General features: G+C 64.2%; 22 protein-coding genes. 10 read left to right on the plus strand and 12 right to left on the minus strand.

From position 1 onward, the window contains the following. Positions 1-32 precede the first annotated feature (32 nt). From nusA to ABLE86_RS11680, 8 genes are all read left to right on the plus strand, one after another. Positions 33-1,625 (plus strand): transcription termination factor NusA, encoded by a 1,593-nt coding sequence (nusA, locus tag ABLE86_RS11645; RefSeq protein WP_348779100.1) that lies wholly within the window; start codon positions 33-35, stop codon positions 1,623-1,625. 38 nt (positions 1,626-1,663) lie between these two features. Then, positions 1,664-2,314 carry an RNA-binding protein gene (locus ABLE86_RS11650; protein ID WP_348779101.1) on the plus strand — a complete coding sequence of 217 codons (651 nt, stop codon included), beginning with the start codon at positions 1,664-1,666 and terminating at the stop codon, positions 2,312-2,314. Beyond that, positions 2,311-4,875 (plus strand): translation initiation factor IF-2, encoded by a 2,565-nt coding sequence (gene infB / locus ABLE86_RS11655; RefSeq protein WP_348779102.1) that lies wholly within the window; start codon positions 2,311-2,313, stop codon positions 4,873-4,875. Before ABLE86_RS11650 ends, infB begins: the two co-directional genes overlap by 4 nt. A 164-nt stretch (positions 4,876-5,039) precedes the next feature. Further along, a complete protein-coding gene (gene rbfA / locus ABLE86_RS11660; RefSeq protein ID WP_348779103.1) occupies positions 5,040-5,450 on the plus strand; it encodes a 30S ribosome-binding factor RbfA in 411 nt (136 codons plus the stop codon). Then, the gene (gene truB / locus ABLE86_RS11665; RefSeq protein WP_348779104.1) at positions 5,450-6,400 is read left to right on the plus strand and encodes a tRNA pseudouridine(55) synthase TruB; all 951 of its coding nucleotides are present in this window, start codon (positions 5,450-5,452) and stop codon (positions 6,398-6,400) included. The genes rbfA and truB overlap by 1 nt, the downstream gene beginning before the upstream one ends. A gap of 58 nt (positions 6,401-6,458) precedes the next feature. Next, complete coding sequence (rpsO, locus tag ABLE86_RS11670) at positions 6,459-6,836, plus strand: 30S ribosomal protein S15 (protein ID WP_348779105.1); 378 nt, start codon at positions 6,459-6,461, stop codon at positions 6,834-6,836. A 320-nt stretch (positions 6,837-7,156) separates the two neighbouring features. Beyond that, the gene (pnp, locus tag ABLE86_RS11675; protein WP_348779106.1) at positions 7,157-9,304 is read left to right on the plus strand and encodes a polyribonucleotide nucleotidyltransferase; all 2,148 of its coding nucleotides are present in this window, start codon (positions 7,157-7,159) and stop codon (positions 9,302-9,304) included. 110 nt (positions 9,305-9,414) lie between these two features. Then, complete coding sequence (locus ABLE86_RS11680; RefSeq protein WP_348779230.1) at positions 9,415-10,434, plus strand: class I SAM-dependent methyltransferase; 1,020 nt, start codon at positions 9,415-9,417, stop codon at positions 10,432-10,434. A 79-nt stretch (positions 10,435-10,513) separates the two neighbouring features. Here ABLE86_RS11680 and fabI read toward each other — a convergent pair whose 3' ends face one another. The 3 genes from fabI to fabA are packed head-to-tail and all read right to left on the minus strand — an operon-like array spanning position 10,514 to position 13,106. Beyond that, entirely contained in the window at positions 10,514-11,323 is an 810-nt protein-coding gene (gene fabI, locus ABLE86_RS11685; protein ID WP_348779107.1) for an enoyl-ACP reductase FabI, read from the minus strand. A 13-nt stretch (positions 11,324-11,336) separates the two neighbouring features. After that, positions 11,337-12,557 (minus strand): beta-ketoacyl-ACP synthase I, encoded by a 1,221-nt coding sequence (fabB, locus tag ABLE86_RS11690; protein ID WP_348779108.1) that lies wholly within the window; start codon positions 12,555-12,557, stop codon positions 11,337-11,339. Between the two features lie 33 nt (positions 12,558-12,590). Next, on the minus strand, positions 12,591-13,106 hold the full coding sequence (gene fabA / locus ABLE86_RS11695; protein WP_348779109.1) for a 3-hydroxyacyl-[acyl-carrier-protein] dehydratase FabA: 516 nt from the start codon (positions 13,104-13,106) through the stop codon (positions 12,591-12,593). Positions 13,107-13,343: 237 nt separating this feature from the next. Here fabA and irrA point away from each other — a divergent pair, with 237 nt between their 5' ends. Next, the gene (irrA, locus tag ABLE86_RS11700; RefSeq protein ID WP_348779110.1) at positions 13,344-13,772 is read left to right on the plus strand and encodes an iron response transcriptional regulator IrrA; all 429 of its coding nucleotides are present in this window, start codon (positions 13,344-13,346) and stop codon (positions 13,770-13,772) included. Between the two features lie 105 nt (positions 13,773-13,877). Here the strand turns inward: irrA and ABLE86_RS11705 are convergent, their stop codons facing one another. Next, positions 13,878-14,426 (minus strand): SH3 domain-containing protein, encoded by a 549-nt coding sequence (locus tag ABLE86_RS11705; RefSeq protein WP_348779111.1) that lies wholly within the window; start codon positions 14,424-14,426, stop codon positions 13,878-13,880. Positions 14,427-14,601: 175 nt separating this feature from the next. On the opposite strand from ABLE86_RS11705, the gene ABLE86_RS11710 reads away from it, so the two are divergent. Beyond that, positions 14,602-15,603: a D-glycerate dehydrogenase gene (locus tag ABLE86_RS11710; RefSeq protein ID WP_348779112.1), complete on the plus strand. Its 1,002-nt coding sequence runs from the start codon at positions 14,602-14,604 to the stop codon at positions 15,601-15,603. An 81-nt stretch (positions 15,604-15,684) separates the two neighbouring features. Here ABLE86_RS11710 and ABLE86_RS11715 read toward each other — a convergent pair whose 3' ends face one another. The 8 genes from ABLE86_RS11715 to ABLE86_RS11750 all read right to left on the minus strand — a co-directional run bounded on the left by ABLE86_RS11715 (position 15,685) and on the right by ABLE86_RS11750 (position 24,334). Continuing rightward, on the minus strand, positions 15,685-16,122 hold the full coding sequence (locus tag ABLE86_RS11715; RefSeq protein ID WP_348779113.1) for a DUF126 domain-containing protein: 438 nt from the start codon (positions 16,120-16,122) through the stop codon (positions 15,685-15,687). Continuing rightward, positions 16,119-17,360, minus strand: coding sequence for an aconitase X catalytic domain-containing protein (locus ABLE86_RS11720; protein ID WP_348779114.1), 1,242 nt, complete (start codon positions 17,358-17,360; stop codon positions 16,119-16,121). The genes ABLE86_RS11715 and ABLE86_RS11720 overlap by 4 nt, the downstream gene beginning before the upstream one ends. Positions 17,361-17,461: 101 nt before the next feature. Further along, the gene (locus ABLE86_RS11725) at positions 17,462-18,229 is read right to left on the minus strand and encodes a molybdopterin-synthase adenylyltransferase MoeB (protein ID WP_348779115.1); all 768 of its coding nucleotides are present in this window, start codon (positions 18,227-18,229) and stop codon (positions 17,462-17,464) included. Positions 18,230-18,260: 31 nt separating this feature from the next. Next, a complete protein-coding gene (gene recF / locus ABLE86_RS11730) occupies positions 18,261-19,403 on the minus strand; it encodes a DNA replication/repair protein RecF (RefSeq protein ID WP_348779116.1) in 1,143 nt (380 codons plus the stop codon). Positions 19,404-19,443: 40 nt separating this feature from the next. After that, positions 19,444-20,562, minus strand: a complete 1,119-nt coding sequence (dnaN, locus tag ABLE86_RS11735; protein ID WP_348779117.1) for a DNA polymerase III subunit beta — start codon at positions 20,560-20,562, stop codon at positions 19,444-19,446. A 201-nt stretch (positions 20,563-20,763) separates the two neighbouring features. Then, positions 20,764-22,305, minus strand: coding sequence for a chromosomal replication initiator protein DnaA (gene dnaA, locus ABLE86_RS11740; RefSeq protein ID WP_348779118.1), 1,542 nt, complete (start codon positions 22,303-22,305; stop codon positions 20,764-20,766). Positions 22,306-23,128: 823 nt separating this feature from the next. Continuing rightward, positions 23,129-23,395 (minus strand): 30S ribosomal protein S20, encoded by a 267-nt coding sequence (rpsT, locus tag ABLE86_RS11745; RefSeq protein WP_348779119.1) that lies wholly within the window; start codon positions 23,393-23,395, stop codon positions 23,129-23,131. Between the two features lie 165 nt (positions 23,396-23,560). Beyond that, entirely contained in the window at positions 23,561-24,334 is a 774-nt protein-coding gene (locus ABLE86_RS11750) for an enoyl-CoA hydratase (protein WP_348779120.1), read from the minus strand. Position 24,335: the final 1 nt, after the last annotated feature.

A 24,335-nucleotide genomic window follows, 5' to 3' on the forward strand; every position in this document is an offset into this window, starting at 1 on the left:
CCGGCTCGACGGCAGCGTTCAGGGAGACCAAGATGGTAGTCAGTGCGAACAGGCTTGAGCTGCTGCAGATCGCCGATGCGGTCGCGCGGGAAAAGTCGATCGACAAGCAGATCGTGATCGCCGCGATGGCCGATGCGATCCAGAAGGCCGCGCGTTCGCGCTATGGTCAGGAAACCAACATCCGCGCCGACATCAACCCGCAGACGGGCGAGATGAAGCTGCAGCGGCTGATGGAGGTTGTCGAGAACGTCGAGGACTACGCGACCCAGATCTCGCTTGCCGAGGCGCGCGAGCGCAATCCCGATGCGCAGGTCGGCGACTTCATTGCCGAGCAGTTGCCGCCGATGGATTTCGGCCGCATCGCAGCGCAGTCTGCCAAGCAGGTCATCGTGCAGAAGGTGCGCGAGGCCGAGCGCGACCGCCAGTATGACGAATACAAGGATCGCATCGGCGAGATCGTCAACGGCACCGTCAAGCGCGTCGAATACGGCAATGTCATTGTCGACCTGGGCCGCGGCGAAGCGATCATCCGCCGCGACGAGCTGATTCCCCGCGAGAACTACAAGTATGGCGACCGCGTGCGCGCCTATGTCTATGACGTTCGCCGCGAGCAGCGCGGTCCGCAGATCTTCCTGTCGCGCACGCATCCGCAGTTCATGGCGAAGCTGTTCACCATGGAAGTGCCGGAAATCTACGACGGCATCATCGAGATCAAGTCGGTGGCTCGCGATCCGGGCTCCCGCGCCAAGATCGCCGTCGTTTCCCGCGACTCCTCGATCGATCCCGTGGGCGCCTGCGTCGGCATGCGCGGCTCGCGCGTGCAGGCCGTGGTGGCCGAGCTTCAGGGCGAGAAGATTGACATCATCCCGTGGTCGCCTTCGGCAGCCTCCTTCATCGTCAACGCGCTGCAGCCGGCGGAAGTCGCCAAGGTTGTGCTGGACGAGGAGGCTGAGCGCATCGAGGTTGTGGTTCCCGACGATCAGCTTTCGCTGGCCATCGGCCGCCGCGGCCAGAACGTGCGCCTGGCTTCGCAGCTGACCGGCTGGGACATCGATATCCTGACCGAGCAGGAAGAGTCCGAACGCCGCCAGAAGGAATTCGTCGAGCGCTCGACGCTGTTCATGGAGGCGCTCAACGTCGACGAGATGGTCGGCCAGGTGCTCGCCTCCGAAGGCTTCACCAGCGTCGAGGAAGTTGCCTATGTCGATGCCGACGAGATTTCGTCGATCGACGGCTTCGACGAGGACACCGCCAGCGAGATCCAGACCCGCGCCAAGGAATATCTCGACCGCATCGAGGCCGAGCACGATGCCAAGCGCACGGAGCTGGGCGTTTCCGACGATCTGCGCGAGCTGCCGGGCGTAACCACCGCCATGCTGGTGGCGCTGGGCGAGGATGGCGTGAAGACGGTCGAGGACTTCGCCGGCTATGCAGTCGACGATCTCGTCGGTTGGAAGGAGCGCAAGGACGGTGAGACCAAGTTCTACCCCGGCGTGCTGGCAAGCTTCGGCGTCACCCGTGCCGATGCCGAGCAGATGGTGCTTGCGGCCCGCCTGAAGGCTGGCTGGATCACCGAGGAAGAGGCCGCTGCCGAAGAAGGCGCTGCCGAAGCCGCCGGTGAGTGAGGTGAGCGCACATCGAACCGGATATGCCTTTGGACCAGATGAACGATCGCACATGCATCGTCACGCGAAAGACCGCCGAGCCGGATGAGCTGATCCGGTTCGTCGTCGGTCCGGATCGTGCCGTCGTGCCGGACCTGAAAAGAAACCTCCCCGGGCGCGGTTGCTGGGTCAGCGCCGATCGCCTACATATAGACAAGGCGGCCGGGAAAAACCTTTTCGCCCGAGCATTCAAGCGCGACGTCGTCGTTTCGCCGCAGCTCGGCGAAATGGTCGACAGGCTTCTCGCCAAGTCCGCGTTGGGCGCTTTGGGGCTGGCTCGCAAGGCTGGCGCTGTAGCGCTTGGCGCCACCAAGGTCGAAAGTGCGGTCCGCAGCGGCCACGCCCTTCTTGTTCTCCATGCACGAGAAGCTTCGGAAGACGGCCTGCGCAAGATCACCCAGGCACGCCGTGCGACAGCCTATGCTGGCGGGCCCGAAATCTATGCCTATAAACTTTTTTCGGAAACCGATTTGAGTTTGGCATTGGGTGGCACAAATGTGATACATGCTGCGGTTCTTGCGGAGGACGCGGGACGAGCGGCGCAGAAGCGCATGGTTGCGCTTGACCGATACCGGGGCGGATCCCCGGATGAGCGGGCAATGTTTGCGGCGATTGCCGAAGAAGATGATGCCGCAGAGGATGTGGAATGAGCGATACTAAATCGGGTGACGACAACACTTTGAGCGTCAACACGAAGAAGACATTGACGCTGAAGCGCCCTGGCATCGAGCAGGGCACTGTGCGCCAGAACTTCTCGCACGGGCGCACCAAGTCGGTCGTCGTCGAGACCAAGAAGCGCAAGTTCACTCTGCCCGGCGAAAAGCCGGAGGCAGCGCCGGTGTTCACACCCAAGCCCGCGCCCAAGCCGCAGGTGCAGGCCGCACCCGTGGTTGAGACGCCGCGGCCCGCGCCCAAGCCGATGGCCGAAAGGTCCGGCATGGTGCTGAACGAGCTTTCGTCCAGCGAGATGGAAGCGCGTCGCCGCGCGCTCGAGGGTGCCGTTGCCCGCGAGGCTGAGGATCGTGTCCGCGCCGCGGAAGAGGCAAAGCGCCGCCAGGAAGAGGAAGAGCGCCGCCGCCGCGAGCGCGAGGAGTCTGCCCGCCGCCAGGCCGAGGAAGAAGCCCGCCTGCAGGCCGAGGCCGAATCCCGCCGCCGCGCCGAGGAGGAGGCCCGCCGCCGCGCGCCGCAGGCCGAGGTTGTCGATGATGAGCCGGTCGAGGCCAAGAGCAAGAGCGCGCCTTCGCCGCGCAGCGCTACGCCGGTCCGGCGCGTGGTTACGCCCGAGGTTGCGCGTCCCGTCAAGGCCAAGGGCGAGGAAGATCGCCGTCGCGGCAAGCTTACCCTGAACACTGCGCTGTCGGATGACGATGCGCGTTCGCGCTCGCTGTCGGCCATGCGCCGCCGCCAGGAGAAGTTCAAGCGCGCGATGCACCAGGAGCCTCGCGAGAAGATCGTGCGTGAAGTCATTCTGCCTGAGACGATTACGGTCCAGGACCTTGCGAGCCGCATGTCGGAACGCGCGGTCGACGTGGTCAAGTTCTTCATGAAGCAGGGCCAGATCCTGAAGCCGGGCGACGTGATCGACGCCGATACGGCCGAACTGGTGGCATCGGAATTCGGCCACACCGTGCGCCGCGTTGCCGATTCCGATATCGAGGAAGGTCTGTTCAACATTCCGGACCGTCCGGAGGACATGCTGCCGCGTTCGCCGGTCGTGACCATCATGGGCCACGTCGACCACGGCAAGACCTCGCTGCTCGACGCACTCCGCAATTCCAGGGTGGTCACCGGTGAAGCCGGCGGCATTACCCAGCACATCGGCGCCTACCAGGTCGAGAAGAACGGTCAGAAGATCACCTTCATCGACACGCCCGGCCACGCCGCCTTCACGGCCATGCGTGCCCGCGGTGCGCAGGCCACCGACATCGCCATTCTGGTGGTGGCGGCCGACGACAGCGTGATGCCGCAGACGATCGAGTCCATCAATCATGCCAAGGCGGCCGGCGTGCCGATCATCGTTGCGATCAACAAGATCGACAAGCCGACGGCCGACCCTCAGAAGGTGCGCACGCAGCTTCTGCAGCACGAGGTGTTCGTGGAATCGATGGGCGGCGACGTGCTCGAAGTCGAGGTGTCGGCCACCAAGGGCATCAATCTCGACAAGCTGCTCGAGGCGGTCCTGCTGCAGGCCGAGGTTCTCGACCTCAAGGCCAACCCGAACCGCACCGCCGAAGGCGTCATCGTCGAAGCCAAGCTCGACAAGGGCCGAGGCCCGGTTGCCACCGCGCTGGTCCAGACCGGCACGCTGCTGGTCGGCGACATCGTCGTGGCCGGCAACGAGTGGGGCCGCGTCCGTGCGCTCGTCACCGATCGGGGCGAGCATCTGAAGGAGGCGCTGCCGGCCACGCCGGTGGAAATCCTGGGCCTTCAGGGCACGCCGCAGGCGGGCGACCGCTTCGCCGTGGTCAACAACGAGGCCAAGGCGCGCGAGATCACCGAATATCGCCAGCGCAAGGCGCGCGACAAGGCGGCCGCACGGCATGCCGGCCAGCGTGGCTCGCTCGAGCACATGATGATGCAGCTGCAGACGAGCGGCCTGAAGGAATTCCCGCTCATCATCAAGGCTGACGTGCAGGGCTCGGTCGAGGCCATCGTTACGGCCCTCGACAAGCTGGGCACCGATGAGGTTCGCGCCCGCATCGTCCACGCCGCTGCCGGCGCCATTACCGAAACCGACATCTCGCTTGCCGAGACTTCGGGTGCAGTGGTGCTCGGCTTCGATGTTCGGGCCAATCCGCAGGCACGCCAGGCGGCCGAACAGGCCGGCATCGACATCCGCTACTACAACGTCATCTACAGCCTGGTGGATGATATCAAGGACGCGATGTCGGGCCTGCTTTCGCCGGAGCGCCGCGAGACCTTCATCGGCAATGCCGAGATCCTGGAGGTGTTCAACATCACCAAGGTCGGCAAGGTCGCCGGCTGCCGCGTCACCGAAGGCAAGGTCGAGCGTGGTGCGGGCGTGCGCCTGATCCGCGACAACATCGTGATCCACGAAGGCACGCTGAAGACCCTGAAGCGCTTCAAGGACGAAGTGTCGGAAGTGCCGGTCGGCCAGGAATGCGGCATGGCCTTTCAGAACTACGAAGACATCCGCCAAGGCGACATCATCGAGTGCTTCCGCGTCGAGATGGTAACCCGCAAGCTGTAAGAGGCCAGCTTCCTCTCCCAGGAGGAGGCAACTGCCAAGCGCAGAAGGCCTCGCCAAGTTGTGGACGTTCGATCCGCCCCCTCTCCCGCAGGGGAGGGCGGATCGCGTTTGCGATGACCGTTTCAGATCATATCGAACCGATCAGCCGAAAGGCATAGACAGCCATGTCACGTTCCCATGCTTCCGGGCCTTCCCAGCGCCAGCTTCGCGTCGGCGAACAGGTGCGCCATGCCCTGTCGGAGATGCTCCAGCGCGGCGAAGTGCGCGACGATATCGTCGAGACGACCGTGATCTCGATCTCGGAAGTGCGCATGTCGCCCGATCTCAAGATTGCAACCGCTTTCGTGTCGCCGCTTGGCGCGCCCGACGACGAAGCGGTGGTCAAGGCGCTGAACCGGAACGCCCGCTTCATCCGCGGCCGCGTCTCGCCGGCGCTCAGGCAGATGAAGTACATGCCCGAGTTCCGCTTCCGGCTCGACACCAGCTTCGACAATTTCACCAAGATCAATGAACTGCTCAGGTCGCCCGAAGTGCAGCGCGACCTGAAAGCCGACGACGACAAGGAGCATGAATAGTGGGCCGCCGAGGCAAGAAGAAAGGTCGTCCGATTTCCGGCTGGGTGGTGTTCGACAAGCCGGTCGGCATGGGCTCGACCGAGGCTGTGTCCAAGATCAAGTGGCTGTTCCAGGCTGAAAAGGCCGGTCATGCCGGCACGCTGGATCCGCTTGCCTCCGGCATGCTGCCGATCGCGCTCGGCGAGGCGACCAAGACCGTGCCCTATGTGATGGACGGCGCCAAGATCTATCAGTTCACCGTCGCCTGGGGCGAGGAGCGCTCCACGGACGACCTCGAAGGCCCTGTCACCAAGACCTCCGACCAGCGCCCGAGCGAGGCCGAGGTCCGGGCGCTGCTGCCGAGTTACACCGGCGTGATCATGCAGACGCCGCCGCAGTTCTCCGCAATCAAGATCGCCGGCGAACGCGCCTACGACCTGGCTCGCGAGGGCGAGACGGTGGAAATTCCGGCGCGCGAGATCGAGATCGGCCGCCTCGAGCTGATCGAGACGACACCTGAAGGCCACTCGGTGTTCGAGATCGAATGCGGCAAGGGCACCTATGTGCGCTCGCTGGCCCGCGACATGGGCCGCGACCTCGGCTGCTACGGCCACATCGCCGCGCTGCGGCGCACTGAGGTGGACCCCTTCACCGACGAGGATTTCGTCACGCTCAAGGAACTGGAAGCCGCGGCCCCTTCGGCCGAGGACAGGAATTCCGGCGCGGAACTCGATTTCAGCGCGCTCGACGAGTTCCTGCTCGACACCGGTGCGGCGCTGGATTGCCTGCCCCAGGTGCCCGTCAACGACGACGCCGCAACGCGGATCAGGCTGGGCAACCCGGTGATCATCCGTGGGCGCGACGCGCCGGTGGAAGCCGACGAGGCCTGCGTGACTTCGCGCGGCAAGCTGGTGGCGATCGGTGCGATCGAGGCCGGCATGTTCAAGCCGCGCCGCGTTTTCACCGCGTGAGGGTCGCTGGTTCGGCCAGTTTGCATTAGCGCTGGCCTTTCCACGCATTTTGGACTATATGCGCCGCAGCATTGTGCCAATGTGGCGCAGTGCATGCATCGGCCCCTGCTGGACGACATCCCGGCTGTGGGCGTCCCGTTTCCTCCAGATCGAAAGGAAAAACACGATGTCGATTACTGCCGAACGCAAGAAGCAATTGATCGCGGAATTCGCCACCGTCCAGGGCGACACCGGCTCGCCGGAGGTCCAGGTCGCGGTTCTGTCCGAGCGGATCAAGAACCTGACCGAGCACTTCAAGGGCCACAAGAAGGACAACCATTCCCGCCGTGGTCTTTTGGCTCTGGTTTCGCAGCGCCGCAGCCTGCTTGACTACCTCAAGCGCAAGGATGAGGCCCGCTACCAGACGCTGATCGAGAAGCTCGGCCTGCGTCGCTAACAGCTTGATCGGCGGACCTCGTCAAAAGGTCCGCCGATCTTCCATTCGGGGTCGGCCGCAGTGCCGGGTCCGCAGGCGTCAAGATGCCGGACGAGTTTCCTGGCACATCGGTCGCCGAACCGGTTCGGCAGGAGCAGAGGGCTCTGCTGGGCCGCCCATGGGACAGGTCATGGGGCAGGATTGCAGGATGCCTGGCGCGCTGTTGGCAGCGCAGAATGTCCAGACACCCCGTTGTCTTGCCCGTGGCTCGTCCGAAACAAGCCAGGGAAGAATGCGCTCGCATGTTGCGCGCTGCGCTTCCCGCATTCGAAGGACATGTCATGTTCAATCAGCACAAAGTGGAAATCGAGTGGGCGGGACGTCCGCTTATCCTCGAAACCGGCAAGATCGCCCGTCAGGCCGACGCTGCCGTACTCGCCACCTATGGCGAGACGGTCGTTCTCGCCACCGTCGTCTCGGCCAAGGAGCCGAAGCCAGGCTTCGACTTCTTCCCGCTGACCGTCAACTACCAGGAAAAGACCTACGCTGCCGGCAAGATTCCCGGCGGCTATTTTAAGCGCGAAGGTCGCCCGAGCGAGAAGGAGACGCTGGTCTCCCGCCTCATCGATCGCCCGATCCGTCCGCTCTTTGCCGACGGCTACAAGAACGACACGCAGATCGTCGTCACCGTCGTCCAGCATGATCTCGAGAACGACCCGGACATCCTGTCGATCGTCGCCACCTCGGCGGCCCTGACGCTGTCGGGTGTCCCCTTCATGGGCCCGATCGGTGGCGCCCGCGTCGGCTACATCAACGGCGAATACGTGCTGAACCCGCACATCGACGAAATGCCGGAATCCAAGCTCGATCTCGTCGTCGCCGGCACCGGCGACGCCGTCCTGATGGTCGAGTCGGAAGCCCAGGAGCTTTCCGAGGATGTCATGCTCGGCGCCGTCATGTTCGGTCACAAGGGCTTCCAGCCGGTGATCGACGCCATCATCAAGCTGGCAGAAGTCGCAGCCAAGGAACCGCGCGAGCACAATCCGGAAGACCTTTCGGAACTCGAGAAGGAGATGCTGGGCATCGCCGAAACCGACCTGCGCGAAGCCTACAAGATCATCGACAAGCAGTCGCGCTATGCCGCTGTCGACGCAGCCAAGGCCAAGGTCAAGGAAGCCTTCGCTCCCGTGGGCGAAGAGGCTCCCAAGTGGTCGGCCGAGCAGGTCGCTACCGTGTTCAAGGAACTCCAGGCCAAGATCGTGCGCTGGAACATCCTCGACACCGGCTCGCGCATCGACGGCCGTGACCTCAAGACGGTCCGCAACATCGTCTCCGAGGTCGGCGTACTGCCCCGCACCCACGGCTCGGCGTTGTTCACCCGCGGCGAGACGCAGGCCCTGGTGGTCGCCACGCTCGGCACCGGCGAGGACGAGCAGTATGTCGACGCGCTGACGGGCATGTACAAGGAGACCTTCCTCCTCCACTACAACTTCCCGCCCTATTCCGTCGGCGAGACCGGCCGCATGGGTTCGCCCGGCCGTCGCGAGATCGGTCACGGCAAGCTTGCCTGGCGCGCCGTGCGTCCGATGCTGCCCTCCGCCGACCAGTTCCCCTACACGCTGCGCGTTGTCTCCGAGATCACCGAGTCCAACGGCTCGTCCTCGATGGCGACCGTCTGCGGCACCTCGCTGGCGCTGATGGATGCGGGCGTTCCGCTCCAGAAGCCGGTGGCCGGCATCGCCATGGGCCTGATCAAGGAAGGCGAGCGCTTCGCGGTGCTCTCCGACATCCTTGGCGACGAGGACCATCTCGGCGACATGGACTTCAAGGTGGCCGGCACCTCCAACGGCATCACCTCGCTGCAGATGGACATCAAGATCCACGGCATCACCGAGGAGATCATGCAGGTGGCGCTCGGCCAGGCCAAGGACGGCCGCCTGCACATCCTGGGCGAGATGTCCCACGCGCTTTCCGAAGGCCGCAAGGAACTCGGCGAGTTCGCGCCGCGCATCGAGGTTATGCACATCCCGACCGAAAAGATCCGCGACGTCATCGGCTCGGGCGGCAAGGTCATCCGCGAGATCGTGGAAAAGACCGGCGCCAAGATCAACATCGAGGACGATGGCACGGTCAAGATCGCTTCTTCGAACGCCAAGGAGATCGAGGCGGCCAAGAAGTGGATCCACACCATCGTGGCCGAGCCGGAAGTGGGCGAGATCTACGAGGGCACGGTCGTCAAGACCGCCGACTTCGGCGCGTTCGTTAACTTCTTCGGTCCGCGTGACGGCCTGGTCCACATCTCCCAGCTTTCCAACGAGCGCGTCGGCAAGACCACCGACGTCGTCAAGGAAGGCCAGAAGGTGTTCGTCAAGCTGATGGGCTTCGACGAGCGCGGCAAGGTTCGCCTGTCGATGAAGATCGTCGACCAGGAAACCGGCAAGGAGATCGTCCGCGAGAAGAAGTCCGAGGACGAGGAATCCGTCGCCTGATCCAGGCAGCCGTCTGATATTTCGAGCGGGCGTCCCGAAAGGGGCGCCCGTTTTCGTTTCGGCCGAGTTTTCGTTTGCATCGGTGGGGCGGAACCGACTACTTGCCCGTCATGACCCGAGACACGCTGAAAACCCTGTTCCATCCATTCGAGGCGGAAGCGCTGCCGCTGCCTGCCGCAGGCGAGCGCGTGCTGTTTCTTGGCGCTGAGCCGGGTTTCCGTTTGCCTGATGGCTTCGAGGCCAAGCTGACGTTCGTCCAGGGATTTCGTCCCTGGTTCCGCCCCCTGGAGTCCTCCGAGGGGCGCGTGACGCCGTTGCTGGAAGGAGAGGGTTACGATGCTGCCCTCGTGCTCTGTGGCCGCCACAGGGGCGCCAACGAGTTGATGATCGCCGAGGCTATTGAGCGGGTAGGCGAGGGCGGTCTGATATTGATAGCGGGCGGCAAGGACGACGGCATAGCCAGCCTGCGCAAGCGCCTGGGCGAGCTTGTCCCGATCGAAGACCAATTGCCCAAGCATCACGGCATTGCCTTCTGGCTGCGGCGGCCTGCGGAGGTGGCGGGCATCGTGGAGCAACTGCGCGCCGGCAATGGCGAGCGGCTGCTCGAAGGGCGCTTCGTCACTGCGCCCGGAATGTTCTCGGCAGACGAGATCGATGCGGGCTCGAAGCTGCTGGTCGAAAACCTGCCGGACAAGGTGTTCGGCGCGGTCGCCGACTTCTGCGCCGGCTGGGGTTTTATCGCGGCCGAGCTTGCCGTGCGTTTTCCGAAGATGTTCACGCTCGATCTCTACGAGGCCGATTTTGCGTCGCTCGAGGCAGCAAAGCGCAACCTCGCCGGCGTCGGCTCGATGCAGAAGAACTTCTTCTGGCACGATCTTCAGGGTGAGCCGGTTTCGCGCCGCTACGACTTCATCTTCATGAACCCGCCCTTTCACCAGCGCCGGGCTGCCGAGCCGGACATCGGGCAGGGCATGATCAAGGCTGCCGCGGCAGCACTGAAGCCGGGTGGCCGGCTGATCATGGTCGCAAACCGCCAGCTTCCCTATGAGAAGACGATTTCGGCGGCCTTCTCGGACCAGCGGGAACTGGCGAGGTCGAATCTATTCAAGGTGCTGAGCGCGCGCCGCTGAGCAGCCACTTCCTCACCGTCGCCAAAAGAAAACGGCCGGTGAAGCCGGCCGTTCGCGTATCGATCATGAATAGTGGCGATTATTCGCCGCTGTCGCTCTGCTTCAGCTCTTCCAGCGTCGGCATTGAGACGATGTGATAGCCCGAATCCACATAATGGATTTCGCCGGTCACGCCCGAGGACAGGTCCGAAAGCAGGTAGAGCGCCGAGCCGCCGATCTCGTCGAGGGTGACAGTGCGGCGCAGCGGCGAATTGCGCTGCTGATAGGAGAACATGTGGCGCGCATCGGCAATGCCGGCGCCTGCCAGCGTGCGGACCGGGCCGGCCGAGATAGCGTTCACGCGGATGCCGCGCGGGCCGTAGTCGTCGGCCAGATAGCGCACGCTGGCCTCCAGGCCGGCCTTGGCAACGCCCATCACATTGTAGTTCGGCATGACGCGCGTGGAGCCCGCATAGGTCAGGGTCAGCATCGAGCCGCCGTCCTTCATCAGGGCGGCCGCGTTGCGGGCCACTTCGGTGAAGGAGTAGCAGGAAATCACCATCGTGCGGATGAAGTTCTCGCGGGTGGTGTTGGCGTAGAGGCCCTTCAGCTCGTTCTTGTCGGAAAAACCGATCGCATGGACAATGAAGTCCAGGCCGCCCCATTTGTCGCCCAACGTCTCGAAAACCGAGCTGACGGAGGCACTGTCCTCGACGTCGCAGGGCAGGATCATCGTGGCGTTCACCTGCTCGGCCAGCGGCTTGACGCGCCGGCCAAACGCTTCGCCCTGATAGGTGAAGGCCATTTCGGCACCGTGGGCCGCAAGCTGCTTTGCGATGCCCCAGGCAATCGAGTGGTCATTGGCGACGCCCATGACGAGGCCGCGCTTGCCTTTCATCAAACCTTCCATCGGAAGAATATCCTCAGCCGTTGTAACGCTGGAAAACGAGCGTGGCGTTGGTGCCGCCGAAACCGAAGGAGTTCGACAGCACCGTGTCGATCTTTGCGTTGTCGATGCGCTTGCGCACGATCGGCATGCCTTCGAATTCCGGGTCGAGTTCCTCGATATGGGCGCTTTCGCCGATGAAACCGCCCTGCATCATCAGGATCGAGTAGATCGATTCCTGCACGCCGGCTGCGCCCAGCGAATGGCCGGTCAGAGACTTCGTCGAAGTGATGTTGGGCATCTTCTCGCCGAACACTTCGCGGATGGCGCTCATCTCCTTCGAATCGCCCACCGGCGTCGAGGTGCCGTGGGTGTTGATGTAGTCCACGGAGCCGGAGACGGTGGAGAGCGCCTGCTTCATGCAGCGCACAGCGCCTTCGCCCGAGGGCGCCACCATGTCATGGCCGTCGGAGGTCGCGCCATAGCCGACCACCTCGGCGTAGATCTTGGCGCCGCGCGCCTTGGCGTGCTCCAACTCTTCCAGCACCAGCACGCCCGCGCCGCCGGCGATGACGAAACCATCGCGGTTGGCGTCATAGGCGCGCGAGGCGACCGAAGCGCGGTCGTTGAATTTGGACGACATGGCGCCCATGGCGTCGAACAGGTCCGACATGGTCCAGTCGAGATCCTCGTGGCCGCCGGCGAAAACCATGTCCTGCTTGCCCCACTGGATCAGCTCGTAGGCATTGCCGATGCAATGCGCCGAGGTCGAGCAGGCCGAGGAGATCGAGTAGTTCACGCCGTGGATCTTGAACCAGGTGGCAAGCGTGGCCGAGGCGGTCGACGACATAGCCTTCGGCACGGCGAAAGGTCCGATCCGCTTGGGGCTGCCGTTCTTCAGCGTGGTCTCGGCGGCTTCAACGATGGTTCTGGTCGAGGGGCCGCCGGAGCCCATCACGATGCCGGTACGCTCGTTGGTGATGTCGCCCTGTTCCAGGCCGGCATCTGCGATCGCCTGCTCCATGGCGACATGGTTCCAGGCGCCGCCGCGCGACAGGAAGCGCATGGCGCGGCGGTCGACCAGCTCGGTCGGATCGAGCGTTGGCGCTCCCCATACCTGCGACCGGAAGCCGTGTTCTGCAAAGGACTCGGAGAAGCTGATGCCCGATTTGGCGTCGCGCAGAGAGGACTGCACCTCTTCGGCATTGTTTCCGATGGAAGATACGATACCCAGGCCCGTAACAACGACGCGTCTCATGAGTGCTCCTTCAATGGCCGGCGCGACGCTGGGTCAGGCCGCCGCTTCCTTGAACAGGCCGACGCGAAGGTCAGTGGCCTTGTAGATGGTTTCGCCGTCGGCCTTCAGCCAGCCGTCGCCGATGCCGAGCACCAGGCGGCCGCGCATGACGCGCTTGAAGTCGACGCCGTACTCGACCTTCTTGTTGGCGGGGGTGACCATGCCGGTGAACTTGACTTCGCCGGTCGACAGGGCGCGGCCCTTGCCGGGCTCGCCGAGCCAGCCGAGGAAGAACCCGCTGAGCTGCCACAGGGCATCGAGGCCGAGGCAGCCCGGCATCACCGGATCGTTGATGAAATGGCAGGGGAAGAACCAGAGGTCGCGGCTGATGTCGAGCTCGGCGCGCACGAAGCCCTTGTCGAACTCGCCGCCGGTGTCGCTGATCTCCGTGATGCGATTGAACATCAGCATCGGCGGATAGGGAAGCTGCGCGTTGCCCGGGCCGAACAGTTCGCCGCGGGCGCAGGCAAGCAGCTCCTCGTAGTCGTAGCTGGATTTCGAAACCGCCATAAATATCTTCCCCGTGTGGGTTCCGGACGTGCCGTACGTTCGCCCTGTTCAGTACCACAGACTGTTTCCGCTCGGAAACCGAAGTTTGCGATTAACCCGACCGCCTGTCCGGGTCAATGTGCGCCTATTGATCGCGTTGTCCTGACGGAATATATGTCAGACAAGATATGGGCTTGCCGCATTCGTATATAGGCACGGGCAAGCCTGCTTATTAGCTGGAGCGGACTTGGCAGATTGATGGATTTGACCGTCCCCGACGAGATGGCGATAGAACAGCGCGTGCGTGACGCGGGGCTGCGGCCGACGCGGCAACGAGTCGCGCTGGCCAATCTGCTGTTTGCCAAGGGCGACCGCCACCTGTCGGCCGAAGAGCTGCATGAGGAAGCGGTTGCGGCCGGTGTGCCGGTTTCGCTCGCCACGGTCTACAATGCCCTGCATCAGTTCACCGAGGCGGGCCTGCTGCGCATCCTGGCGGTCGAGGGGTCGAGAACCTATTTCGACACCAACACCTCCGACCACCACCATTTCTTCATCGAAGGCGAGAACAAGGTTTTCGACATCGTGTCCGGCCCGGTGAAGGTGCTCAACCTTCCGGAGCCGCCGGAAGGCCTGGAAATTGCCAACGTCGATATCGTGGTGCGCCTGCGCCCGAAGCGGCCGCGTTAGACCGACACCCACTCGACAGCCCATCACGGCAGAAGCATGTCCGCTAGGATGCGCGGGGGAACCGCCTTGACCAGGCGGGTTACCCACGCTGGTTCGCCGGTCCAGTCAATCCTTGACGATCTCGCCCGGATAGGCGCCCCAGACCTGGTTCTGGCGCAGCCACCCGCTCACGCCATCAAAGGTCATTTCGCACCAGTCGCCGTTGCACGACTTGATCTTGCCGACCACGCCGGGGTCAATGATGGCTACCGCGCGCGCCTCGGGGTCCGGCTTGGCCAGCAGGTCGATCTTGGCGTCCTTGCCGCGCTGCCAGGGGGCGGTCATCGCGGTTCGCTTGCCTGAAAGGAGCGACTGGTTGATCCAGCCCTCCGCGCCCTCGGCGTCGCGCACGCGGCGCCAGTTGTCGTATTCCTGGATGATTTCCATCGGCAGGCCCGCCTTCATGTAGAGCCAGTCGACGCCGTAGTTGATGCCGGGGCCGATGCGTGAATTGACGCGGCCGGATTTCAGGCTGACGAAGCGCGGCAGGGGCAGCCCGCTTGGTCCCAGCGTCACCTCTTGCGACGGTGCTGCCTCGCTCGCGCCGATCGAAGCGCCGGTCGACAGGAGTGCAAGACTGGCCAGAACAGCACCAACGATTGCGCGTGACGACATGAAACGAGACACCTTCATTCTTTTTCTTTGGCCGCGGCGCCGATGGGGCGCAGCTGCCCTTTTTCTTTGTGTTCGGCGGCACCGCTTGTTACAGAGACAGTGACCCCAAGTCTGGTTTCAAGTTTCGCCCGTCTTGGTTAAAGAGGTCTCAACGGGATCCGCATTCGAGGACGCAATGGCAGGCAAAAAGAAGCCTCTCGTGGTGATTACGCGCAAGCTTCCGGACCAGGTCGAGACCCGGATGCGAGAGTTGTTCGATGCGCGGCTGAACCTCGAAGACCGGCCGATGAGCCAGCCCGAACTGGTTGCGGCCATGAAGGAAGCCGATGTTCTCGTGCCGACCGTGACCGACCGCATCGATGCCGCGCTGATCGAGCAGGCAGGCGAGAATCTCAAGCTGATCGCCAATTTCGGTAACGGCGTCGACAAGATCGACGTGACGGCCGCCGCCAAACGGGGAATCACGGTCACCAACACTCCCAACGTGCTGACCGAAGACACCGCCGACATGACCATGGCCCTGATGCTTGCCGTGCCGCGCCGCCTGGCCGAAGGGGCCACCCTGCTCGAGGGCGGCGGCAAATGGGCGGGCTGGTCGCCGACATGGATGCTCGGGCGACGCATCTGGGGCAAGCGGCTCGGCATCGTCGGCATGGGCCGCATCGGCACCGCGGTGGCGCGGCGCGCCAAGGCTTTCGGCCTGTCGATCCACTATCACAACCGGAACCGGGTGCTGCGCAGCGTCGAGGATGAACTGGAGGCGACCTACTGGGAAAGTCTTGACCAGATGCTGGCCCGCATGGACATCATCTCGGTGAACTGCCCTTCGACGCCCGCAACCTTCCACCTGCTTTCGGCGCGCCGGCTGGCGCTGATGCAGCCCTCCGCCTATCTGGTCAACACCGCGCGCGGCGACATCATCGACGAGGATGCACTGGTAAAGCTGCTGCAGGAGGGCAAGATCGCTGGTGCCGGGCTCGACGTGTTCGAGAATGAACCCGTGGTCAATCCCAAGCTGGTCAAGCTTGCCGCCAAGGGCAAGGTGGTGATCCTGCCGCATATGGGCTCGGCCACCATCGAGGGCCGCATCGACATGGGCGAGAAGGTCATCATCAACATTCGCACCTTCATCGACGGCCACAGGCCGCCGGACCGGGTGCTGCCGATTCGTCTCTGAGGCGTCCCCCGCGCCTGCGGCGGCGGGGGCCTTTCGACACGGCATATCCTGATCTTCGATTTGGAGCGGCGCTTCGCAGCCTCAGGCTGCGTCTTGCGAACCGCGGTCGGGCGACGTGATCTCGCCTTCAGCGCTCACCTTCACCCTGCGACCTGCGAAGTCAGCAAAATGCTGGCGGTCCAGCCTCGCGGCCACCGGCGTCGGCCACCCCATTTCACGGGCCACGATCAGGCCCAGCAACAGGATCGCGTCGGGCTCGTGCAACACCAGCGCGGCCGGGGCATTGCCGTTGTGCGCCAACTCCATCAGCACGGCAGATGCCGAGGACGAGCCGATGGTGCCGGGCAGGAAAAGCACGCGGCCGGCAATGCGCGCACCATGTTGCGGGTGGCGAACATCGGCGATCCGGCCCGTCTTCGGGTCCACCCCGCCCCAGAAGGAGATCGGTGCGGTCAGCACCAGCGCCTCGCCGGCGCCGCCCGCACCCGGCACCAGGACTTCGCCGCGAAGGCCGCTCATCGGCCAAACTCCGCAAACGAAGGCTTGCCGGCAACCGCGCTTTCCACGCAGTCGGCGAGCGAGCCATAGAGCACGCCATAGCCCGTGTTGCCGGGCGCATATTGCGCGAACTTGCCGGAATTGGTCATCAGCACGCCGTCGCGCCTGTCGGCGAGGATCGGCGTGACGACCACGCAGGTGTCGGCGACGATGACGGCGCCGCAGGCCTCCAGGGCCCTGCGACGGCCGTCTTTCTCCAGCGCCGACAGCACATGCCGCCCGGTGCAGGCATAGACCGGCACTGCAAGCCGACGTCCCGCGAGCAACCGCTCCAGCGCATCGAACTCGTCCAGCGACAGATGCGGGCTGCCGATGGCCACCGCATCAATGCGGTCGGTTCTCTGGGCCGTGGAGAGCCGCCTGCGCGCATCGGCCACCAGGTCCGGCGTCACGCGAATCGTCGTCTGAGGCTCAATGTCGGCGAAGGAGGCCGCCTCCGGCGTGACATCGGCGATGTGGAACAGGCCGACCGCGCCCGACGAGGCCGCCGCCGCGCCAAAAGCCTTCAGCGCATCCTCGCCGGGGTGATTTCTCACGCCGACGACAATGCCGATGGCGTTGCCCACTTCCCGGCCATACAGGCTGCCGAGCACCGGCCAGGCCGTTTCAGACGCCAGAAATGCGGCGGGCAGGGCGGAGATGTCGAAGACCAGAGTCGGGGGGCGATTCTCGGGCCGGTGCAGGCCGTAGTCGGGTGCGCGGCCGCTGATCGCGCAGGCGATGTCGAGGAAATCGCCATAGCGGTTGGTGCGTGCGCCCAGCACCGAATTGCAGAAGACCACGGCGTTCGATTCGCCCCAGGCGACGTCCGTGCCGGGGGCCGGCCGGTGGCCGGCCTGGTAGGGCGCGCAGGTCCAGCTTTGCTCGCAACCGAGCTTGCGGTAAGCCTCCATCATCCGCCGCGCCATGCCGCGCGCCGGCTCTTCCAGCCGCACGCGCGAGCAGCCGGTGAGATCGAGCGCGCCGACATTCAGCGTCGAGCGCACGGCAACGCGGGCGCCACCCTCTACGAGCCGCTCGGCAAACAGCGTGCCCGAATCGCCATGATAGAGCGCGCCGTCGATATGGGCGGATGCGATCGGGATCAGTCGGGGCGCGCCGAGCAGACGCGCGCTGTCGGCCACGATGCGCATCGCCATGGCCGTGCCGTCGCTACCGGCGGCGATGGCGCGTTCCTCAGCTGTGAGTTCAAGGCTCACGCGAGCACCTTTCGACTAATCGCGGGAAATTCAGGGGGCGCGCCCGACCATCTTGCTGCACGTTTTCCGAAGCTCCGCTGGCAAAATGCGAGGTCCACGCCTCATTTCGTACGCTTCCGGTAACGCACAGTGTCGAAGCGGGCTGCCAGCGCATCGTAGAGCAGCAGCCGGCCTACCAGCGGCTCGCCGATGCCGGTAATCAGTTTAATCGCTTCCATGGCCTGCAGCGTGCCGACCACGCCCGTCAGTGCGCCAATGATGCCGGCCTCGGCGCAGGATGGCACGAGCCCCGCTGGGGGCGGCTCGGGGAAGAGGTCGCGATAGCCCGGGTTCGGAGTGCCGTCCGCCCCGGTCTCGAACGGCTTCAGCACCGTCACCGAGCCATCGAAGCGGCCGACGGCGGCGTGGACAAGCGGCCGCCCGGCCGCCGCGCAGGCGTCGGCAACGGCGTAGCGGGTAGCAAAATTGTCGGAGCCGTCGACCACAAGGTCGTATTGCGCCACCAGCGCCCGGGCGTTCTCGTCGGTCAGGCGCAATTCGTGCAGCTCAACCCGCGTGTTCGGGTTGATCCGGGCCAGCGCGGCCTTGGCGCTCTCGAGCTTGGACTGGCCGACCGCGCCGGTGTCGTGGATCACCTGCCGTTGCAGGTTGGACAAGGAAACCGTGTCGTCGTCGACGATGCCCAGCGTGCCGACGCCGGCCGCCGTAAGATATTGCAGCACCGGCGCGCCGAGGCCCCCGGCGCCTATGACCAGCACGCGCGCGCGCTTCAGCTTCTGCTGGCCGGCGCCGCCGATCTCGGGCAGCACGATGTGGCGCGCATAGCGCTGGAGTTCGTCCGGGGTGAGGGGGGCAGCGGGGGCGTTCATGCCGAGATCATATCGGTGCCGCCTTGTCTTGTCAGGCGTCTTCGGTGGGGCGCACCGAGCCATGATCGACGGTGAGGAACTGCGCCTTGCCACGCAGGCTCGAAAACAGCGAGGGCTCGGTGCCGGTCATGAAGGCCTGGCAGCCAAGCTCTTCGAGAATCGCGAACAGGGCGGCCCGGCGTCCGGCATCGAGATGGGCCGCGATTTCATCCAGCAGCATGATCGGCACCGTGCCCGAAATCTCGCCGCAAAGCCGCGCATGCGAGACCACGATGCCGACCAGAAGCGCCTTCTGTTCGCCGGTGGAGCACAGTTCCGCCGGCATGGCCTTCGGCCGATGGCGGACGATGAGGTCGCTGCGGTGCGGTCCCTCCAGCGTGCGGCCGGCTGCGCGGTCGCGGTTGCGGCCCTCGGCAAGCGCGCGCCGGAAAGTTTCTTCGATCTCGACGGCGGGCAGCTGGCCGATCTGGCTCTCCAGCGTTCCGGAAAGCGCGAGGTCGGCCTGCGGGAAGGGGCCGCTAGCGGGCAGCTTCTCAATCATCGCCGCCAGCAGGCGCACCATTTCCGCACGCGCGGCGGCGATCGCCACGCCGGTCTCGGCCATCTGCGTCTCGATAGCCTCGAACCAGTGCCGGTCGCGCGATTCCTCGGCCAGAAGCCGGTTGCGGCCGCGCATCGCCTTTTCGTAATCGAGCGCGCGCTGGCCGTGGCTGGGGTCGATCGCAAGCACGAGACGGTCCAGGAAACGGCGGCGATCCCCAGCAGGCCCGGTGAACAGCGTGTCCATCGCCGGCGTCAGCCAGACCACGCGCACCCAGTCGAGCATCTCGTCGGCCGACCTGGCATTGGCGCCGTTGATGCGCACGCGCCGCCCGCCTTCGCCGGGCACTTCGCTACCCGTCGTGCCGGTGCCGATCTCGACGTCGCCGAATTCGCCCTCGATGCGGGCATGCACGGTGAAGCCGCCGGCGCTGCCCTCGCGGGCGACATCGCCATAGGGCGCGCGCCGCAGGCCGCGGCCGGGCGTCAGGAAGGAGATGGCTTCCAGAAGGTTGGTCTTGCCGGCGCCGTTGTCGCCAGTGAAGACGACGGCGCCCGGCTGAAGGGCCAGCGACAGGCTCTGGTAGTTGCGGAAGTTTGTAAGCGTAAGCCTACTGATGTGCGTCGACGCCACGTCCGCCTACCGTTCATCGACCTGTTCGAATGCCTGAAGCCTAGACGCGCATCGGCATGAGCACGTAGAGCGCGTGGTCGTCGGCCGTGTCGCGGATCAGCGTCGGCGAGCCGGGGTCGGCCAGCAGGAACTTCGCCTCGCTGCCTGAAAGTTGCGCAGCCACGTCGAGCAGGTATTTCGCGTTGAAGCCGATTTCGATCGGGTCGGACGAATAGTCGGCCGCGATCTCTTCGATGGCGCTGCCCGAATCCGGGTTGTTGACGGCCAGCGTCACCTGTCCGTCCGAAATCGACAGCTTCACCGCGCGGCCACGCTCCGACGAGATGGTCGAGACGCGGTCGACCGCGCGGGCAAAGCTCTCACGGTCGATGATGAGCTGCTTGTCGTTGCCGGTCGGGATCACGCGCTGATAGTCCGGGAAGGTGCCGTCGATCAGCTTCGAGGTCAGGACCACGCTGCCGATGGTGAAACGGATCTTGGTGTCGGACAGTTCGGTGGTGACGACCACATCCGGGATGTCGACCAGCTTCTGCAACTCGCTCACGGTCTTGCGCGGGATGATGATGCCCGGCATGCCTTCCGAGCCAGACGGCGCGTCCATTTCGGCGCGGGCGAGGCGGTGGCCATCGGTGGCCACCGAGCGCAGCTTCAGCTTGCCGCCGACCTCCACCGTGTGCAGGAAGATGCCGTTGAGATAATAGCGCGTCTCCTCGGTGGAGATCGCAAACTGGGTCTTCTCGATGAGCGCCTTCATGGCGGCCGATTCGAGCCGGAAGACGTGGGTGAACTGGCCGGCCGAGAGCTCGGGGAAGTCGGACTGCGGCAGGCACTGCAGGCGGAAGCTCGAGCGGCCAGAGATCACCGACATGGCGTTGCCGTCTTCGTCGGTCTTCAGCATCACCTCGGCACCGTCGGGCAGCTTGCGCACGATATCGTAGAGGAGGTGCGCAGGCACCGTCGTCGCGCCAGCCTGCTCCACCGTCGCCGCGGTCGCTTCCGTCACTTCCAGGTCGAGGTCGGTCGCCTTCATTTCCAGGCTTGCACCGTCGGCGTGCAGCAGCACGTTGGACAGGATCGGGATCGTGTTGCGCCGCTCCACCACGCGATGGACGTGGTTCAAGGACTTCAGAAGATTTGAGCGTTCCAGGATAACACGCATGACGAAACAAGCTCGCTTGAATGAAGAAGCGGGGGTGCCGGGCTCGCCACCCGCGCAAGGCCCGCTAGGGTCGGAATGGGGCAAACTGACAGGAAAAGACGGCAAAAGGCAAGCCCGCGGTACTGCTCAAACGCAGTCGCGGGCTTTTTGGGGATAAGCTGCGGCAGGATTGCACCTGCCGCGGATGCGCCTTGCTGTCGCTCAGGCCTGGTCGGTGATCAGCCGGCGCAGAAGCTCGAGTTCCTGGGCCAGCGTGTTGTCTGCGCCCGAAAGGCCCTCGATCTTGCGCACGGCATGCAGCACCGTGGTGTGGTCGCGGCCACCGAAACGCCGCCCGATTTCCGGCAGCGAACGTGGGGTCATGACCTTGGCAAGGTACATCGCGATCTGGCGCGGCTTGACGATGGTGCGCGTGCGGCGGTTGGACAGAAGCTCCGTCTTCGACACGTTGTAGTGCCGGGCAACGATCCGCTGGATGTCCTCGATGCGCACCCGCTTCGGCTCGCCGGAGCGGTAGATATGGCCCAGGATCTCGTCGATGCGCTCGATGTCGAGCTGGGGCTCGAACGACTGGCGGAACAGCAGCTGGTTGAAGGCGCCTTCAAGCTCGCGGCCGCTTCCGGTCACCGTGCGCGCGATGTGCGAGAGGATCTCGTCGTCGATGTGCAGGCTGGGATCTTCGGCCTGGGCGCTTTCCAGGCGCGTCTTCAGCATGCTCATGCGCATGCCGAAGTCGGGCGCCTGCATTTCCAGCGCCACGCCGCCATTCAGGCGCGAGCGGACGCGCGGCTCGAGCGATTCCAGCTCGGACGGCGGCCTGTCTGCGGCCACAACGACCTGCTTGGCACTGTCCAGCAGCATGTTGATGAGGTGGCAGAACTCGTGCTGGATCGACTTACCCTGCAGGAACTGCATGTCGTCGATGATCAGGAGATCGATGTCGCGCAGCTGTTCCTTTAGGCTCAGCGCGTTGTTGTCGCGAATGGCGGTCGCGAAGCGCCACATGAAGTACTCGGCCGTCAGATAGACGACGCGCGACTGCGGGTTCTGCTTCAGCGATTCCGCCGCAATGGCCTGCAGCAGGTGGGTCTTGCCGAGGCCCACCGTGGCATGGATGAACAGCGGGTTGAAGCGAACGGCGCTCTGGGCCGATTCCGCCACCGCACGCGCGGCTGCGAAGGCAACCCGGTTCGACGGCCCGTCCACGAAGGACTCGAAGGTGTAGCGCGCGTCGAGCGGCGAGCCGAGCACGTTCTGCCGCTGGTCACTGTTCGCCGGGCTCTGCGCGGCCGGGGCAACGCGCTCCACGCCGACGCTGGGCGCCGTGCCGGTGGAAAGGGCCGTGTGGGTCTGCCTGGTGGTCTTGCTGCGCTGGACCTTCTCGACCTCTTCGGCGACAGGGGCGAGCCGGGTCGCCGTGCGCACAACGATTTCGACCTTCAGGACCTCGGCGTCTTCCTGCTTCCACAGCTCGGAGATGAGGTCGAGATAATGGCTGTTGATCCACGAACGCAGAAACGCGGTGGGAACCGAAATCCGCACCAGACCCTTCGACGCTTCCGCCAGCTTGATGCGGCCGAACCAGCTTGAGTAGACCTCGCTGCCGAGACGAGCCTTCAACTGCGCCTTGACCCGGTCGAATGTCTGTTCCGCGCCATTGGCCGCAGCCATGTCGTTCCCCTTGATCAGATTTACTGGAAAAAGAAAGTCAGATTTGGCTTTCTTGTCGATGCCACTATGCATAGTCGCAATCCTCGTCTTTGTACCTGCACCGGGCCACCGCGGATGCATAATCTTGCCTCCGCCTCGTCGGCAGCCCTTCTACTCTCAAACGCCGCCACCGCTACTCGGCAACGGGCACCGTTAATCCTCCAGTCCGCAGTCAAAAGCTGCGGTGCCGCCTGATGAACGCGGCAAAACCAGTCTTTCCGGCGAAACTCGCCAGAACGCGCTTCTCCTTACGATTTTAGTCGTTACCCCACTCGCCATTCACATTGAAAAGGCAAAACCTAGCGTGCGCGCGAAAATGAATCCGCTGCCAACACCCCTTGATTTCAGGCTAGGTTCCCAGGCCGTCGGCCCGCCCCTTCAATGGCTAGACACTACAAAAAACGTTGTGGAAAGGGCAAGCTCACACCTAACCCATTTTTAATGAATCTGGGCGGCGAAAGGCTTGACTCTGACTTTCAGGAGGAGGGCAGAATCGACAAAAGTCTTACGATTCAATCTCTTTTCAATGTGGCAGGAAACCGAAGGGCCAAGAGGAAATTATTTTAAAAAATCTTCTTGACATCTCGTTGCGCGAAGCTGCACCCGCCGCATATGGACAAGCTGTGGATAAAGTTCTGTAAACGGCTGATAAGCTTCGTCATTTTCGCCTGTGCAGTTTTGCACGCGAGTCCCGCGCGGGGCGATCTGCGGCGAGGCCCCGAGTCTATGCCGGCAAAGTAATACTCGAATTCGGCCTGGTGCCTCGAGTGTATCGACAAGCGTATGGTCTTCGGAAACGAAAAAACCCGGCCTCGCGGCCGGGTTTTTCTTGAATTGCTTGCAGTTCGCGGTCGACTTACGCCGACAGGGTCTTCACGCGATGGGCAAGACGCGAAACCTTGCGGGACGCGGTGTTCTTGTGCAGCACGCCCTTGGTGGCAGCGCGCATCAGTTCCGGCTGAGCTGCCAGGAAGGCGGCTTCTGCTGCCGCCTTGTCGCCGGAGGCGAGGGCCTCTTCGACCTTGCGGACATAGGTGCGGACGCGCGAACGACGGTTCTTGTTAATCGCGGCGCGGCGGGCGATCTTGCGCGTTGCCTTCTTGGCCGAGGGTGTATTGGCCATGGTGCCTCTCTCTGTTCAATGATGGCGTCCGGTTGAAAACAGCTTCAGGACGCAAAAACAAACAGGCAGCCACAGGCCGCCTCAGTTGGTGCCGGCTTATAGTGCAGCTTTGTGCGTCCGTCAACGCCGTTTCGGCTGCAATCGCCAGAACGTCTGCCGCCAACATCAGCGGTTCTTGAAGTTGGCCGGCCGCTTTTCCGAAAACGCGGCCATGCCCTCCTTTTGGTCTTCAAGGGCGAACATGGAGTGGAACACGCGGCGTTCGAAGCGCAGCCCCTCCGCAAGCGTCGTTTCGTAGGAGCGGTTGACCGCCTCCTTCACCATCATCACCGAGGGCAGGGAGAAGTCGGCGATCTTTGCCGCAGCCTTCAGAGCCTCTTCCAGAAGCTCGCCCGCCGGCACCACGCGCGAGACGAGCCCGCTGCGATCGGCCTCGGCCGCATCCATCATCCTTCCCGTCAGGCACATGTCCATGGCCTTGGACTTGCCGACAAATCGTGTCAGCCGCTGCGAGCCGCCCATGCCGGGCATGACGCCCAGCGTGATCTCGGGCTGGCCGAATTTGGCGGTGTCGGCGGCGATGATGAAATCGCACATCATGGCGAGCTCGCAGCCGCCGCCAAGCGCGTATCCGGCCACCGCCGCGATCACCGGCTTGCGCACGCGCGTGAAGGCTTCCCAGCCGGAGAAGAGGTCTTCCAGATACATGTCGATATAGGTCTTGGCCTGCATCTCCTTGATGTCGGCACCGGCGGCAAATGCCTTCTCCGAGCCGGTCAGCACCATGGCGCCGATCTGCGGGTCGGCGTCGAACTTCTGGCAAGCATCCAGCAGTTCGCCCAGCACTTCCGAATTGAGCGCGTTGAGCGCCTTGGGCCGGTTGAGCGTAATCAGCCCCACCTTGCCCCGCGTTTCGACGATGAGCGTCTGATAGGTCATC

The sequence above is a fragment of the Mesorhizobium sp. KR2-14 genome (assembly GCF_040049255.1).
Lineage (GTDB): Bacteria > Pseudomonadota > Alphaproteobacteria > Rhizobiales > Rhizobiaceae > Pseudaminobacter.

Coding starts and splice junctions, on each gene's coding strand:
- nusA (WP_348779100.1), top strand. CDS start 33: ATGGTAGTCAGTGCGAACAGGCTTGAGCTGCTGCAGATCGCCGATGCG.
- ABLE86_RS11650 (WP_348779101.1), top strand. CDS start 1,664: ATGAACGATCGCACATGCATCGTCACGCGAAAGACCGCCGAGCCGGAT.
- infB (WP_348779102.1), top strand. CDS start 2,311: ATGAGCGATACTAAATCGGGTGACGACAACACTTTGAGCGTCAACACG.
- rbfA (WP_348779103.1), top strand. CDS start 5,040: ATGTCACGTTCCCATGCTTCCGGGCCTTCCCAGCGCCAGCTTCGCGTC.
- rpsO (WP_348779105.1), top strand. CDS start 6,459: ATGCGCCGCAGCATTGTGCCAATGTGGCGCAGTGCATGCATCGGCCCC.
- pnp (WP_348779106.1), top strand. CDS start 7,157: ATGTTCAATCAGCACAAAGTGGAAATCGAGTGGGCGGGACGTCCGCTT.
- ABLE86_RS11680 (WP_348779230.1), top strand. CDS start 9,415: ATGACCCGAGACACGCTGAAAACCCTGTTCCATCCATTCGAGGCGGAA.
- fabI (WP_348779107.1), bottom strand. CDS start 11,323: ATGGAAGGTTTGATGAAAGGCAAGCGCGGCCTCGTCATGGGCGTCGCC.
- fabB (WP_348779108.1), bottom strand. CDS start 12,557: ATGAGACGCGTCGTTGTTACGGGCCTGGGTATCGTATCTTCCATCGGA.
- fabA (WP_348779109.1), bottom strand. CDS start 13,106: ATGGCGGTTTCGAAATCCAGCTACGACTACGAGGAGCTGCTTGCCTGC.
- irrA (WP_348779110.1), top strand. CDS start 13,344: ATGGATTTGACCGTCCCCGACGAGATGGCGATAGAACAGCGCGTGCGT.
- ABLE86_RS11705 (WP_348779111.1), bottom strand. CDS start 14,426: ATGTCGTCACGCGCAATCGTTGGTGCTGTTCTGGCCAGTCTTGCACTC.
- ABLE86_RS11710 (WP_348779112.1), top strand. CDS start 14,602: ATGGCAGGCAAAAAGAAGCCTCTCGTGGTGATTACGCGCAAGCTTCCG.
- ABLE86_RS11715 (WP_348779113.1), bottom strand. CDS start 16,122: ATGAGCGGCCTTCGCGGCGAAGTCCTGGTGCCGGGTGCGGGCGGCGCC.
- ABLE86_RS11725 (WP_348779115.1), bottom strand. CDS start 18,229: ATGAACGCCCCCGCTGCCCCCCTCACCCCGGACGAACTCCAGCGCTAT.
- dnaN (WP_348779117.1), bottom strand. CDS start 20,562: ATGCGTGTTATCCTGGAACGCTCAAATCTTCTGAAGTCCTTGAACCAC.
- dnaA (WP_348779118.1), bottom strand. CDS start 22,305: ATGCATAGTGGCATCGACAAGAAAGCCAAATCTGACTTTCTTTTTCCA.
- rpsT (WP_348779119.1), bottom strand. CDS start 23,395: ATGGCCAATACACCCTCGGCCAAGAAGGCAACGCGCAAGATCGCCCGC.
- ABLE86_RS11750 (WP_348779120.1), bottom strand. CDS start 24,334: ATGACCTATCAGACGCTCATCGTCGAAACGCGGGGCAAGGTGGGGCTG.